Origin of the sequence: Gottfriedia sp. NPDC056225 (assembly GCF_042267765.1) — a bacterium.
Taxonomy (GTDB): Bacteria; Bacillota; Bacilli; order Bacillales; family Bacillaceae_G; genus Gottfriedia.
The window spans coordinates 18,251-32,472 of sequence record NZ_JBHJTJ010000013.1 but is presented as its reverse complement, the minus strand read 5'-3'; the positions used below and the strand labels follow the sequence as shown (position 1 = coordinate 32,472).

The following is a 14,222-nucleotide window of genomic DNA, read 5'->3' as shown; positions in this document are numbered from 1 at the left end:
AAATAATTCGTAAAGTTAGTTTAAGAGTACATAATTTCTTTATTTTCAATTTTAAAAATTAGTTTTAAAACTTACTTTACTTTAATCAAAAAAGATAACACCCTATCTCCATAAAGAAGATAGGGTGTTTTGATAATACTATTTAGAAAATAAACTCAGATTATTTTGACCAAACCATTGCTCCACCTGTTAATACATTAGCTGTATATCCCTCAGCATTTACAGTAACAATACTTGGTGACTCAGAATAGATTTCAACATTTTCACTAATAATCCCGTTACCCGTTAAAGTAAAGCTTGCTTCTTCACTAGCCTTCTTATCAACGTTTACACCGTACCAGCCGTTTCCACTAGTGTTTAAATTGTTCGCTTTTACATTCGAGCTATTTACAATTAAACCGGCCGCAGCATTATTTGTTAACGTGACATTATTTAAAGTTACATTCGATGAACTTACTACGTTTATACCACTTCCATAATCAGTTCCTGTACCTACCATTGCAATATTTGCTGCACCAGTAATTTTTAGATTTTCTAATGTTATATCTTTGACAACACTATTAATGGTAATTAATGAGGCATATCCTTTTTTTGTTGTATTATTTGTCCATGGTGCTGTACCTTTTGTAATTACCGTAGACTCTCCTGCTCCAATGATCGTAATTGCTTTCTCAATTCTAAGCTGGCTATTCAATTTGTAAGTTCCTGCTGGTACCTTTACTGTATCTCCATCTTTTGCTGCGTTTACCGCTGTTTCAAGATTTGAGTAAACTGTATTAGAATGTGTTACGTTAATGAAATTCTCTGGAGCTTTGTTGTTCCACATTGTAGCTGTTGTTCCATCAATCGTGTAAGGCGAGTATCCATTTACTTGTACTGTTACATTTGATGTTTTATCTGAGATAATTTGAGTAGTTTCTCCAATCACACCATTGCCTGTTAAAGTAAAGCTTGCTGGGCCACTTTCACTTTGATCAACATTTACACCATACCAGCTATTTCCGCTCGTATTAAAATTGTTCGCTGTTACATTTGCGCTGTTGACAATTAAACCAGCCGCTGCGTTATTTGTTGATGTCACATTATTTAAAGTTACATTCGATGAACTTACTACGTTAATACCACTTCCATAGTCAGTTCCTGAAATAGCGGTCATTTTAATGTTTTCTGCTCCAGTTACTTTAATGTTTTGTAATTTAACTGGTTGGTCTTCAGCTCGAATCGTGATTAACGATGCAGCTCCTTTTTTCGTTGTATCATTTGTCCAAGGCGTAGAACCTTTTTTAATGATTGTTGAAGAACCTGCACCAACTATAGTTAGTGATTTTTCAATTCTAATTTGATGATTTAGTTCATACGTTCCTTTTGGAATATAAATCAGATTTCCAACCTGTGCTGCGTCTACTGCTGCTTGAATATCCGTGAAAGATCTTGTGCCATTTTGACTTGCTAACGTAATGCTATTAGGAATTCCGATTGGATTTCTGTTTTCAATCGTATAAATATTTTGATTATTATCAGTGATTTGAATCACCGCTTTTGATGGCGTTGAGAAGTCATAAGCCGAGCTTGTCCATGAATCATCTGTTACATTATTATCTTTTTGAACAAATTCAGTACTTACCGTTTTGCCATCTGCTTTTAAATGTGCAATCTGATTACCTTTAGCTGTTTTAGTTGCAATTGACTTTCCATTTTGATCAAGTAGTGTAATTTTAATTTCTTTAATCGAACTAGAAGGTAAATCTTTTTCGTCTAATTTGAATCCAACATTATAAGCAAAATATCCGACATTATAGTTATTAGAGAATTTGAAGTCTTGAAATTGCACGTAGTCTTCAGAATTTGAAATTGTGACAGGCCCCATGACAACAACTTTAATGCTTGCTTTCTTAGTTGTATCCGCTACAGTACCATAAACAGTATATGTCCCCGCCTTGCTAAAATCGGTTTGATTCCATTGAACTGATTTAGTTATTTTAGAGCCATTCAAAAGTGTTACACCTACCGTTTTAGGGAGAGTTACCTTCTGCCCACCGTTTACAGTAATATTATTTAAACTACTTACACTTGCAACTTGTAATCCAGCAATTTTCTTTGTAATGTCCGACTTAATGCTATTTAGCTTTGAGATTAAAGTTGATTTAACATCTGAATATTTTAAGTTGTTAACTACTTTCGATGCAACATTATAATGAGCAGTCACTTCACTACTTGTTGTTTTTACTGTGACCTTACCCCCGAATGATTGAAATTCTTTGATTGCATCATTTGCATTTTTTTCTGCTTTATCTTCTATCGCCTCATAAGAAACCACTTTTTTGTGCTGACTCGTAATTTGGTTAGTAAATAGGCTTTTCTTTGTTTTATATTTACTCGTTAATTTTGCTACTTCTTTTTTAGCTTTACTCTCTAATGATGCAATCCTTTTTTCATCGGTTGTTTTCTTAGGTAGTCCAGCTTTAACAAAATTATTTGTTGCTCTTAATGCATTTGCATAGGTTGTATAAGATGAATCTGCGTATGCGGGTGTCACTGAAGTTGCTACGATAGCAACTAACACAGTTGTAGATAAGACCTTTCGAACAGACTTAAATTGTTCTTTCATTTTTAGTGTTCCTCCTAAGATGCTATACTTTATGAGCACTAATTGTATACAATATAGATTAAAAAAATTAATTATCTCCTTCTTATCCGTAATATCACACAAACAAATTTAAAAGGAAAAAATATTTATTCATTTAAAGTCCTTTTTTGGCTTAATCGAGACTTAAAATTAAATAATTTTACTCTCCTCTCTTTTTTTATGAACTTACAAATTCACTTTAGCATGTATCATTACAAAATAAGTGTTTAACTTTGAACAAATTGTGAAATATCTCACAATAAAATGATACAATATGAAAAGTATGGAATAATACAATAAAATCCCCTAAAGTAGGCTTTTATAGAAGCTCAATTTAAGGGATTATTTCAATGATCTATACTGTATTTTATCTTCAAAAGTATCATTACAACTTCTTTATCCCCCCAACAAATAGAAAGAAAAAATCTTGCTGGGTCTATAAAATAAAATTTATGATGAAACAGTTTAGTGGTTCACTTTCTCAACGCATAATTTTAATACAGCATTAAGTAAAACGTTAGCCCCTTTAGCACAATCCTCATATGAAGTTAATTCATCCTCACGATGACTATATCCATTTATACTTGGTACAAAAATCATTGCCGTTGGAATATAAGAAGCAATGAATTGGGCATCATGCCCAGCACCACTATACATTCGATTTTCTTTATACCCTAACTCTTTGCAAGCAGAATCTACTGCATTTATTACGGTTTCATCAAACTTAACAGTATCACGGTCCCATAGACGTGTAGAGTTGATTGGACAGCGATTTAAATTTACTGGCAGTTCTTCCACCATTCGTGTAACTGCCGCAATAACCCCAGGGTCCTTATGTCTTGCTTCCAACGTAAAAGTCACTTCAGAAGGAATGACTGTATGAATATTTGGATATGCATTTATTCGACCGATTGTGTAAACAAGATCTGAATCTAGTCTCTGTAGCTGCTTTTGTAAATCTACTACCACATTAGCAGCAGTAAACATTGGATCTTTGCGCATACTGATTGGCGTCGTACCTGCATGATTCGATTCTCCAAAAATTGAAATTTCATAGCATACCATTCCTAGTACACCTTCTACTATTCCAATGTCTAAGTTTTTCCGCTCCAGTACTGGACCTTGTTCAATATGTAGTTCGATATAGGCACTGGCTTCTACTAAGCGATTTGTTTCTGAACCTTCAAAACCGCTTTCGACTAATGCTTGAGCAAATGAAGTCCCATTTTTATCTGTTGAAGCAATCATTTTCTTTTTATCAAATTTTCCAGATAACACACCTGAAGACATAAGTGATGGCTCAAATCGTGCGCCTTCTTCATTCGTAAAATTGACAAGCATAATCGGATAGTCAAGTTCGATATTTTTTTCTTTTATTGTATAGATAGTTTCTAAAGCTGTTAGCACGCCTAACACACCATCAAACCGCCCACCTTTAATAACGGAGTCCAAATGTGAACCTATTACGATTGGTGGCAAGTTTTGCTTGCCCGTTAATGTTGCATACATATTTCCCATGTCATCATACTTTACTGTCATTTCAACCTCTTCGCATAAAGCTTGAAGTCTCCTTCTTGCAGCAATATCTTCGGCAGATAATGCAAGTCTAGTCACACCATTATTTTCTGTTTTTCCATATTCACTAAACATTTCAACTAACTTTTGAAGCCGATTAGGATTTGTTTTAATCATCTCAGGGGCCTCCCTTTAACTATCAACGAATGTGTTAATGATTAAACTTACGCTAACAATTACAAGAATATTAATACCGATTGCTATAAAACCAATGTTTATATCATTTATTGAACTTAGACTATTTGATAAACTATTTAAAGGAAGTCATTGTATTACATAATACGAAGGAAACTCCAACTATAATACCTTTGCACTTTATTATTCATAAATTTGTGTTCTGAGGATTGGTTGCGGATTTGAACTTGATGTTGAACTAAGAATAGGGGATCGGTATTTTTTATCGGTTAATATGTAGCTTGATACAAAATCTAAAAAATCTTCAACCGAACGAACATATTTTCATTTGATAGTTCCATTGAATTTGAAAAGCATTACAGGATTTTTCCAAGCTTCAATAGCGTGCTTAGGTATTTTTTGTTGCCCTTTTTCGCCAACCGCTTCTAAACCTCTTTCAATATATTTGTAGACCATTTGACGTGATACACCTAACTCTTTTGACGCTTGAGTAGTCGTCATCATTCTCTTAAATCATAATCAAAGACTAATATGCCTTCTGAAGTAATCTGATAAAACCACGTATCAAATTTAATTTTCACATTATTAAAATCTATTTTTTTTTCATGCATTTTTTGTTGAGATCTCCATCATTTCTTTCAAAAGGTTAGTTAATTCAGCATTATTAATTACCTCTGGCTTTTAATTAAATAGCTCGTCTTCTAAAATTTGAAACTCCATCTTAATGAACATCAATTGTAATTAATTCAGAAAATTTGTATTATTTTGCCATTTACCATTGATTTGTGTTGATAAAAAGATATAATTATTTTGAAAACAATTTGTGCAAACGGTTGCAATAGATTAGCATTACCTACATACATATTTTTATTGCATCTTTTGTATAAACGTTTTCCTAATTTAGAAAGAGGAAAGGGGTTTTTTCATGAGGAGAAAACAAAGATCAATATTATCGCTCGTCACTGTATTAGGATTAGTTCTTCAGATGTTTCCGGGACTAATTACAAATGGATCTGCAAAAGCAGCAGAAACGGTAGCTAAACAAGTTGTACTTGTTGGTAGCGTTCAAAGCTTGTTAGGCAATCAAAGCGATTGGGACCCAGCTTCGGCCAAAACGGAAATGGTGTACAAAGGTAATGGTCTCTATACTTTTACTGGTACTTTACCGGCCGGTGAATATGAGTATAAAATCGCCATTGGTGGAAACTGGTCGGAAAATTACGGTGAAGGCGGAAATCCAGGTGGCAACAACATTAAACTAGTACTTTCCGAACAAAAAGATGTCACCTTCTACTACAATGATAACACTCATTCAATTTCAGACAGCACTCATTACACTCCTTTAGCAGATGAAAGACAACCTCGTCTTGTTGGAACGATACAGCCTGCAATTAGTGCAGGGGCAGCTTGGAGCCCAGCGGAATCAACAGCCTTTTTAAAGGATGACAATTTTAAAAATATCTATTCCTTCACTACAAAGGTGCCAAGTGGTACATATGAATACAAGATTGTATTGGGCAAGGATTGGAACGAGTCCTACCCTACTTCAAATTTGAAATTAAATGTAATCTCTGAAACTACTATTACATTTTTCTATAATAATCAAACAAAAGAAGTTTATACAGATTATAAACCAGCAGGCTCTGATGGCTTGATTGATCAGAATGCCCTGTATCATGATTCATGGGATCAAATCTACCGAAAGCCATTTGGGGCAGTTCCTGCTAAGACACCTGTAACCTTCAGGATATCGGCTAAGAAAGGTGATCTGACAAGCGCAAGCCTTTATGTAAAAAACTACAATTCAGGTACAACAAAAGTCTTGGCTATGAAAAATGTTGGCTGGTCAAATACAACTGGCAAAGGTGATCTTGAGTACTGGGAAGCCACTTTTACTCCAGCAGATAAAGGAATTCATGGATATAAATTCATTGTAAGAGATCAAAATACAACAGCAGAATATGGAGAAGACACGCAAGAAGGTCATACTGGAAAAGCAGAAGATAAAAATGCAGGTCTTTTCCAATTGACAGTTTATGACCCTGAATATCAAACTCCAGATTGGATGAAAGAAGCTGTAGTCTATCAGATCTTTCCGGATCGCTTTTTTAACGGCAACAAGACAAATGACCATATTAAGGATAAGGTTGGAGCTCGCGGTAACCAGCCAATCGAACATCCCGCTTCTTGGTCAAGCTTACCAGATAATCCTTATGAACAAGGAACTGGTTCATATACTGGAGACGGAGAGTTTAGTAATGATTTTTATGGAGGCGACATTGCTGGAATCAAAGCCAAGCTTGATTACCTTCAATCACTTGGAGTTAACACACTCTATATAAATCCGATTGCTCTTGCACCATCTAACCATAAATATGATGCAACCGATTACAAAGAACTTGATCCGATGTTTGGCTCAGAAAAAGAATTTAAGGATTTCACAAAAGAGTTATCGAAACGTAACATGCATTTGATTTTGGATGGCGTTTTTAACCACGTCTCTGACGACTCGATCTATTTTGACCGCTATAACAAATATAAAACGGTTGGCGCATATGAATATTGGTCTCGTGTTTATAATTTGATGAATGACGAAAAATTGACCGAAGCTGCTGCAAAAGAGAAAGCGAAAAAACAACTTATCTCTGAAGGTCAATCCTTTAGCCCATACGGTTTTGAAAACTGGTTCCATATTGAAAATGTTAAAGTTCCTAATGAAAAAGTTAACGGCGTTTCAAATGGTGAACATTATAAGTATGAGGGATGGTGGGGCTATGATAGTCTGCCAGTATTTGAATCAGTTGAAGGATCAAAGGTTGATCACCCTAGTGAACTTAACAACACTGAATTTGCTAACTATATAATGTATGAAAAGGACTCCGTAGGAAAATCGTGGATAGATCGAGGTTCTTCGGGTTGGCGTTTAGATGTAGCGAATGAAGTGGACAGTTCATTTTGGCAGGAATTCCGAAAACAAATGAAATCCAAGACTATGACAGGATCCGGAAGTACGCTTCAAAAAGATGAAAAACCACTTATTTTAGGAGAAATTTGGGATGATGCTTCCAAGTACTTCTTAGGAGATCAATATGATTCCGTAATGAACTATCGTTTCCGAGGCGCAATTTTGGATTATTTAAAGAACGGTAATGCAGAAAATGCACAAAACTCACTTGAAGCTGTTCAAGAAGACTATCCTAAAGAAGCGTTTTATGCACTCATGAACTTAATGGGATCTCATGATACTGCACGCGCTATATTCCTGTTAGGAAATGGAACAGATACTTATAACAGAGCTGAACAGGATCCGAACTATAATTACAATGAAGGTGTAAAGCGATTAAAGTTAGCTTCTATTCTTCAAATGGGCTACCCTGGTGCGCCGACTATTTATTATGGAGATGAAGCAGGACAAACAGGATCAAAGGATCCAGATGATCGCCGTACGTATCCATGGGGAAATGAAAACCAAGATTTAATTAAACATTATCAAACGATAGGTAAAATTCGTAGTAAAAATTCCGATTTATTTAGCTTTGGTGATCTTCACCATATTTACGCAAAAGATGATGTATTAGCTTACACTCGAACAAAAGGATCAAAATCTGCACTTGTTATAATCAACAGAGGGAAAACTTCACAAACTGTTGAAATTGATACAAAAGGACTTATTGCGAATGGTGTTCAATATGTAGACCAATTAGATACTAAGTATTTAGCTACAGCAAAAGATGGTAAGCTTACATTGACCGTACCAGCTGAATCCGGAAGAATGTTACTATCAAACAATGAAGTGAAACAACCACAGTCAGTTAAGAGTGTTGTAGGTACTGCAGGTTCTAAACAAATTACTTTAAACTGGACAGGAAATGGAACAAAATTCAATGTCTACCAATCAAATATTGCTGGTGGATTATGGACAAAAGTGAAAGAAACTACTAGTAAATCCGTTGATATTTCAGGTTTGAATAATGGGCGTACCTATTATTTTGAAGTGGTAGCTGTAGATTCTAATGGCAACGAATCTGAACCAGTTGCCTCAGCTGGTCTCGTGCCACATTATGATGTTGCGAATGCTAGCGCTAGCAACCTGACTGCCTTATCTAATGGGGAGCTGAACTTAGCGCTTGATTCTACTGTTAAAGCATCTTTTTACTTGTCAGGTGCTACTGAAGCTGGCCCGGCCGAGGGAATCACAGCCGAACTTCAAATAAGAATTAAAGGCCAAACAACTTGGACAACATATCAAGCTCTATATACAGGTCAAACTCAGGAAAATAAGGCAAATGAGTTTCAAGGTAGCTTTACACCATTGGAGTCAGGTACTTATGAATACAGAATGTCCTTTACTCCTGATCTAGGTAAAACATGGGTATCTACTTCAACAGCAGAAGTAAATTATACACGGAGCACATCAGATACGACTCCTCCTGCTAAAGAAGTCACATTAGATACACCAATTCAAGAGTCTGGTCAAGTTAACTTAAACTGGAACCTTAAGCAACCAGATCAGCCATATAAAACGATTATTTATCGTGACGATCAATTACTTACAACAGTAAATGGAGACACTACCACATTCCGTGATTATCAGGTAGCTAACGGTACAACTTATAAATACAAAATCCGTGTATTCGATCAAGCTGGGAATTATGTGGACTCTAACACGGTAACTGTGACACCTGATATCGTCATGGTACAAGTCACTTTCAAAGTGCATGCACCAGATGATACTCCACTATCTTCTCAAATGAATATTCCAAACAGCTTAAATGGCTGGAATACAGGTGCTTGGTCAATGAGCCGAAATGGTGCCGTTACAGCTGATTGGGAATATACAACTGAGCTTGAGGAAGGAACTGAAATTACTTATAAATACACGAGAGACAACACTTGGGATCATGAAGGTTTAACAGACCATACACCATCTGATTCATCGGATGATGATATCAGTTACTATGGTTACGGTGCGACTGGAACTGATATGAAAGTAGTTGTTACAAACCAAGGTGGCAACAAAATGGTTGTCCAAGACAAGATTTTACGCTGGATTGATAACCCACTTGTAGTGAGCCAAATTGACTTGAAAGGTTCGACATTAACGATCAAAGGAAATAGTATTAAAGGTGCTAACCTCACCATCAATGGGGAAAAAGTAACTGACTATAATGGAATGAATTTCACTCAATCTATTAATCTAAGCGAAGGTCAAACGCAAGTCCCAGTACACATTGAACCAACTGATACTACCAAATCCACGATTTTTAAAGGTGATGGCGGTTCGATAGCTAAAAATACAAAGAACTACGTGATTGATGTTATTAATAAAACGATTAGTGAATCCAAGTAATTAGAATTAGAAAATGTCTGCTGCGTCGTGCGGCAGACATTTTTTGGGTAATTATGAGAAAATTTTCTTAAAGTTGAATTATGTATTTTCTTTTAGCTTACCATTTCACTTTTTATCTTAGAGTATGAGAATGTCCCCATTTCACACTCCATATCTATATGTTTTTTTAAACTCATTAAATCTTCCATTTTTTCAAAATCTTTATCATATAAAGAAATGACAATTCGCCTAGCCAAGCGATGTTGTTTAATTCGAGAATAATTTGCAACTCCTATGGGAAAAGCGAAAAGGCTAAAGACCCCAGGCGCGCCGAGGAGACTCAGGTCTCTCCTAATGGAAAGTGAACAACCTTTAGTGAAAATCAACATCATACAGCTTCCTTCTGGAAATCTAGCAATTACATTAGCCACGATTTCGTTGTTAGGCTCGGAAAAAATCTTATATTAGTCATTAGTTATACACCGACGTGTCGTCTCCGTCTAGAAAAGAAAAAGAAGAGTACAGACTGGATCAGCATCCTATGCAAATACCAATGCAAAAAAGCCCCAGCAAAATATTGGGGCCATTTAATATAGGGACACTTCTATTCTTCGCTTATCCCAATATAATTCTTTGCCATAAATTTATCGAGCATATCACGCACTTCTTCTGTTGATTCTGTGTTCATTAATTGATTTCTTAATTCGCCTGCTCCTCTAAACCCACGGACATAGATCTTAAAGAAGCGATGAAGAGCTTTGAACGAGCGCAGCTCATATTGATCATGAAGATCCAAATGCAGTCTTAACAGATTAAGTAATTCCTCACTACTGTGTTCTTTTGGCTCCACTTCAAAAGCAAATGGATTATGGAAAATTCCACGTCCAATCATAACCCCATCAATACCATATTGTTCAGCAAGCTTTAAGCCAGTTTGACGATCAGGGATATCACCATTGATTGTCAACAGTGTATCTGGTGCTACTTCATCACGAAGTTTCTTAATCTCAGGAATTAGTTCCCAATGAGCATCTACTTTGCTCATTTCATCTCTTGTACGCAAGTGAATGGATAAATTGGCAATGTCTTGTTTCAATATGTGTGTCAGCCAGTCACGCCATTCGTCTATTTTAGAGAAACCAAGCCTTGTCTTAACGCTTACGGGTAGTCCTCCTGCTTTTGCTGCTTGTATTAGTTCTGCCGCAACTTCTGGGCGAAGGATTAGGCCGCTTCCCTTCCCATGTCCTGCCACATTAGGTACAGGACAGCCCATATTGAGATCTATACCTCGAAAACCAAGTTCCGCCATACCAATACTCATTTGCTTAAAGAATTCAGGCTTATCCCCCCAAATATGTGCTACTAGTGGCTGCTCATCTTCTGTAAAAGTCAAACGACCGCGTACACTTTGGTGCCCTTCTGGGTGGCAGTAACTCTCACTGTTTGTAAACTCTGTAAAAAACACATCAGGTCTGGCTGCTTCACTTACAACATGGCGAAAAACAACATCCGTCACATCTTCCATTGGAGCCAGTATAAAAAAAGGTCGCGGTAATTCACGCCAAAAATTATCTTTCATTTTCAAATTCAAATCCTCTCATGATGGGAAACTAGGCCAACCACTTATCCGAAAATTAAAAAGTAAGATGACCATGCTTATTCATTTATTATCAAACTGATCAAAAATGTTAATCGGTGTTTACTAAAATTTTCTCCAACATTCTTCAATAAGAAGAAACCGAATTGCCAAGAGTTTAACAGAAAAAAGCCCCCGAATTCGAAAAAAGTACTTTCTAACGAAATAAGGGTGGCTAATGTTTATTTAAACTAGCAAGAGCATTTTTAATTAGACATCTTCAATTCCAAATTCGCTACAACTTCTACATGTGCAGTATGCGGGAACATATCTACTGGCTGCAAATACTTCACATCGTAACTCTTACTTAATACCTTTAAATCTCTAGCCAAAGTAGAAGGATTACAAGAAACATATACTAATTTTTTCGGTTTAATTTTTAATACAGTATTTAAGAACTCCTCATCGCAACCAGTTCTAGGTGGATCAGTAATAATCACATCTGGTTTCCAGCCTTCTTTTAACCATTTTGGTAATACTTGTTCAGCATTACCTGCTTCGTAATGAGTGTTTGTAAATCCATGACTTAATGCATTTGTTTTCGCATCGATGATCGCCTCTTTCGTAACGTCCATACCTCGAACTTCTTTTGCATCTTTAGCAAGCCATAATCCGATTGTACCTACTCCACAATAAGCATCAACGACTTTTTCCGTTCCTGTAAGTGCCGCTGCTTTTTTCACTTCATCATATAGTTTAACCGTTTGCTCAGGGTTTAATTGGAAAAATGCTCTAGCCGAAAGCTCAAATGATAAGTCACCAAGCTTTTCTTCGATTACTTCTTCCCCAGCTAAATAAACAGTTTCACGACCAAAAATTACTGAAGTCATTTGATTATTAATGTTTTGCATTAAACTAGTTACTTCAGGCATTCTCTTTTTAATTTCACTAATTAATTCATTTTTCTGTGGAAAATCTTTCGTACCAGTTACTAGAACTAATTGAATTTGACCTGTTCGTAATCCGACACGGGCAACAATTGTTCGAATAACTCCTTTATTTTTTCGTTCATTATAAACAGGAATATTTAAACGAGTTAAAATCTTCTTCACTTTACCTGTGATTTTATTTAAATCCTCATGTTGAATTGGGCAATGGCCAATATCGACAACTTCGTGTGAGTTTTGTTTATATAATCCAGCGATAATCTTATTTTTTTCAAGTCCAGTTTGAAGTTGACTTTTGTTGCGGTAATTCCAAGGATTTTCCATACCAACCGTTTCTTTAATTGGTGTTTTTTCTAGTAAATCTTTCGCATACTTTTCCATTGCTTGGATGACAATATCGCGTTTATATCGAAGCTGCCCTTCATATGAAGCATGCTGAATTTGGCAACCACCACATTTTTCATAGATTTTACAAGTTGGATCTACACGGTCTGGCGATGACTTACGAATACGTTGAATCTTCCCTTCAGCAAAGCCGTTGCGCACATTCGTTACTTCAGCAACTACTTCCTCACCAGGTAATGCTCCTTTAATAAATACAACTTGTCGTTTGAAGTAACCTACACCCTCACCATTAATTCCGATACGTTTAATTGTAATAGGAAAGGATTGCCCTACTTCTAATTTATTTTCTAACTGATTGCTCATATATACAACTCCATTATTCTATGCTCTTCCAAAGATACAGAGCAGCGTAGCTTCCAAACGGTGAAACCTGCTCTTTAACATACTCCATTATTTCTTTTGAAGGCTTTTCATCTAAATTTAAAAGCTTTTGAAGTGCGATTCGAATGCCAACATCACCAACTGGGAAAATATCTTTTCTTCCTAAACCAAATAATAAGAAGTTTTCAACCGTCCAAGGACCTACCCCTTTTAGCTTAATTAACTCCTTTGAAATTTCCTCTGAAGATAATGTTCGATAATCTTGGTGACTCAAATCTCCTTCACTCCACGCTTTAGCAATGCCGATCATATATTCAGCTTTTCTAGTACTAAGCTGCAAATCTCTTAACTCATCAATCGTTAACATGGCAATTTTCTCTGGCGAAGGAAAAAACCACGCATTACCAATTCTCTCACCATACATTCGAACAAAGCGCTTTGTGACTTGAATCGCAAAAGTACGCTGAATTTGCTGATGAATAATACATGTAATTAAACAGGCGAAAGGATCATTAGAAACAGTGATTGGTGTATGTCCAAAAAGGTCTATTAGAGGCGATATAGTAGTTTGTCTTAAATGATGATGTAACTCTTCAAATTCAGTTTGCCATTGCAAAATCGTAGCAATTTCATCGAGAATTTTAGCTTTATCTACATGTTCACTAATAACTTCAAATCGAACCGGAGCATCATCTATTTTCTTAACCTTTACAACTGTATGCTCTCCCTCAATATAAAGTGGAATGCTTAACCGCTTTTCAGCAGAATGCACTGTAAATGTTGGCTCATGCTCTAATCTCTTTAAAACCTCTTCCCATTGATATGGAGTTTCTAAAGCAACCTCTTCCTTCCACATTCTCCCGTTCCTCCTTAATTACTCTGAAGTGTATTATAGCATAATCAGTACCGGTTAAGAAAATTTGTGTGAAACGCAAAAAAACTAGAGAAATGATCTCTAGTTACATGCTTAACAATTTTATTTTCAGAAAGCTCTCATACAGTCTGAAAGCACAAAAAAAGCTTGGGGACTAATCAAGCTTTTTTTGACACATTAAATTTTAAGGGAATGGGGAAACTTTCAAGTCCAATCAGGTTTTAAAACTTATCAAATATCGCTACAGCGGGTTTTGATATTTAATATACTTAAATGATAACGATTATCATTATCAAAGTCAATAGATTTAATAAAAATTTACTTAATCTTTTCTAAAACTACCACTCATAAAATAAAGCCAATTTAGAAACTCTGCATCTACTACCCCTCTTAATAAATATCTCCATCAAATATTGGAGAAAATACTACTACAA

At 35.8% G+C, this 14,222-nt stretch carries 8 protein-coding genes; 1 reads left to right on the top strand and 7 read right to left on the bottom strand.

The features are described 5' to 3' along the window. Positions 1 to 160 precede the first annotated feature (160 nt). From ACFCYN_RS10910 to ACFCYN_RS10900, 3 genes are all read right to left on the bottom strand, one after another. Positions 161 to 2,608 (bottom strand): Ig-like domain-containing protein, encoded by a 2,448-nt coding sequence (locus ACFCYN_RS10910; RefSeq protein WP_375949272.1) that lies wholly within the window; start codon positions 2,606 to 2,608, stop codon positions 161 to 163. A 483-nt stretch (positions 2,609 to 3,091) separates the two neighbouring features. Then, the gene (locus ACFCYN_RS10905; protein ID WP_375949270.1) at positions 3,092 to 4,318 is read right to left on the bottom strand and encodes a Zn-dependent hydrolase; all 1,227 of its coding nucleotides are present in this window, start codon (positions 4,316 to 4,318) and stop codon (positions 3,092 to 3,094) included. 342 nt (positions 4,319 to 4,660) lie between these two features. After that, the gene (locus tag ACFCYN_RS10900) at positions 4,661 to 4,840 is read right to left on the bottom strand and encodes a helix-turn-helix domain-containing protein (protein ID WP_172446970.1); all 180 of its coding nucleotides are present in this window, start codon (positions 4,838 to 4,840) and stop codon (positions 4,661 to 4,663) included. A 421-nt stretch (positions 4,841 to 5,261) separates the two neighbouring features. Between ACFCYN_RS10900 and ACFCYN_RS10895 the strand changes: the two genes are divergently transcribed. Continuing rightward, positions 5,262 to 9,686 carry a pullulanase X25 domain-containing protein gene (locus ACFCYN_RS10895; protein ID WP_375949268.1) on the top strand — a complete coding sequence of 1,475 codons (4,425 nt, stop codon included), beginning with the start codon at positions 5,262 to 5,264 and terminating at the stop codon, positions 9,684 to 9,686. A 92-nt stretch (positions 9,687 to 9,778) separates the two neighbouring features. On the opposite strand, the gene ACFCYN_RS10890 is transcribed toward ACFCYN_RS10895, so the two are convergent. The 4 genes from ACFCYN_RS10890 to ACFCYN_RS10875 form a co-directional block, all read right to left on the bottom strand. Beyond that, positions 9,779 to 10,057 (bottom strand): hypothetical protein, encoded by a 279-nt coding sequence (locus ACFCYN_RS10890; RefSeq protein WP_375949266.1) that lies wholly within the window; start codon positions 10,055 to 10,057, stop codon positions 9,779 to 9,781. A 212-nt stretch (positions 10,058 to 10,269) separates the two neighbouring features. Further along, positions 10,270 to 11,244, bottom strand: coding sequence for a tRNA dihydrouridine synthase (locus ACFCYN_RS10885; RefSeq protein WP_172447786.1), 975 nt, complete (start codon positions 11,242 to 11,244; stop codon positions 10,270 to 10,272). 263 nt (positions 11,245 to 11,507) lie between these two features. After that, positions 11,508 to 12,896 carry a 23S rRNA (uracil(1939)-C(5))-methyltransferase RlmD gene (gene rlmD / locus ACFCYN_RS10880; protein WP_375949264.1) on the bottom strand — a complete coding sequence of 463 codons (1,389 nt, stop codon included), beginning with the start codon at positions 12,894 to 12,896 and terminating at the stop codon, positions 11,508 to 11,510. Positions 12,897 to 12,909: 13 nt separating this feature from the next. Then, entirely contained in the window at positions 12,910 to 13,770 is an 861-nt protein-coding gene (locus ACFCYN_RS10875; RefSeq protein WP_375949262.1) for a DNA-3-methyladenine glycosylase family protein, read from the bottom strand. Between the last annotated feature and the right edge of the window lie 452 nt (positions 13,771 to 14,222).

Bases quoted from the DNA above. Each gene is read 5' to 3' on its own strand.
- ACFCYN_RS10885 (WP_172447786.1), bottom strand. From the start codon at position 11,244: ATGAAAGATAATTTTTGGCGTGAATTACCGCGACCTTTTTTTATACTG.
- rlmD (WP_375949264.1), bottom strand. From the start codon at position 12,896: ATGAGCAATCAGTTAGAAAATAAATTAGAAGTAGGGCAATCCTTTCCT.
- ACFCYN_RS10905 (WP_375949270.1), bottom strand. From the start codon at position 4,318: ATGATTAAAACAAATCCTAATCGGCTTCAAAAGTTAGTTGAAATGTTT.
- ACFCYN_RS10895 (WP_375949268.1), top strand. From the start codon at position 5,262: ATGAGGAGAAAACAAAGATCAATATTATCGCTCGTCACTGTATTAGGA.
- ACFCYN_RS10900 (WP_172446970.1), bottom strand. From the start codon at position 4,840: ATGATGACGACTACTCAAGCGTCAAAAGAGTTAGGTGTATCACGTCAA.
- ACFCYN_RS10910 (WP_375949272.1), bottom strand. From the start codon at position 2,608: ATGAAAGAACAATTTAAGTCTGTTCGAAAGGTCTTATCTACAACTGTG.
- ACFCYN_RS10890 (WP_375949266.1), bottom strand. From the start codon at position 10,057: ATGATGTTGATTTTCACTAAAGGTTGTTCACTTTCCATTAGGAGAGAC.
- ACFCYN_RS10875 (WP_375949262.1), bottom strand. From the start codon at position 13,770: ATGTGGAAGGAAGAGGTTGCTTTAGAAACTCCATATCAATGGGAAGAG.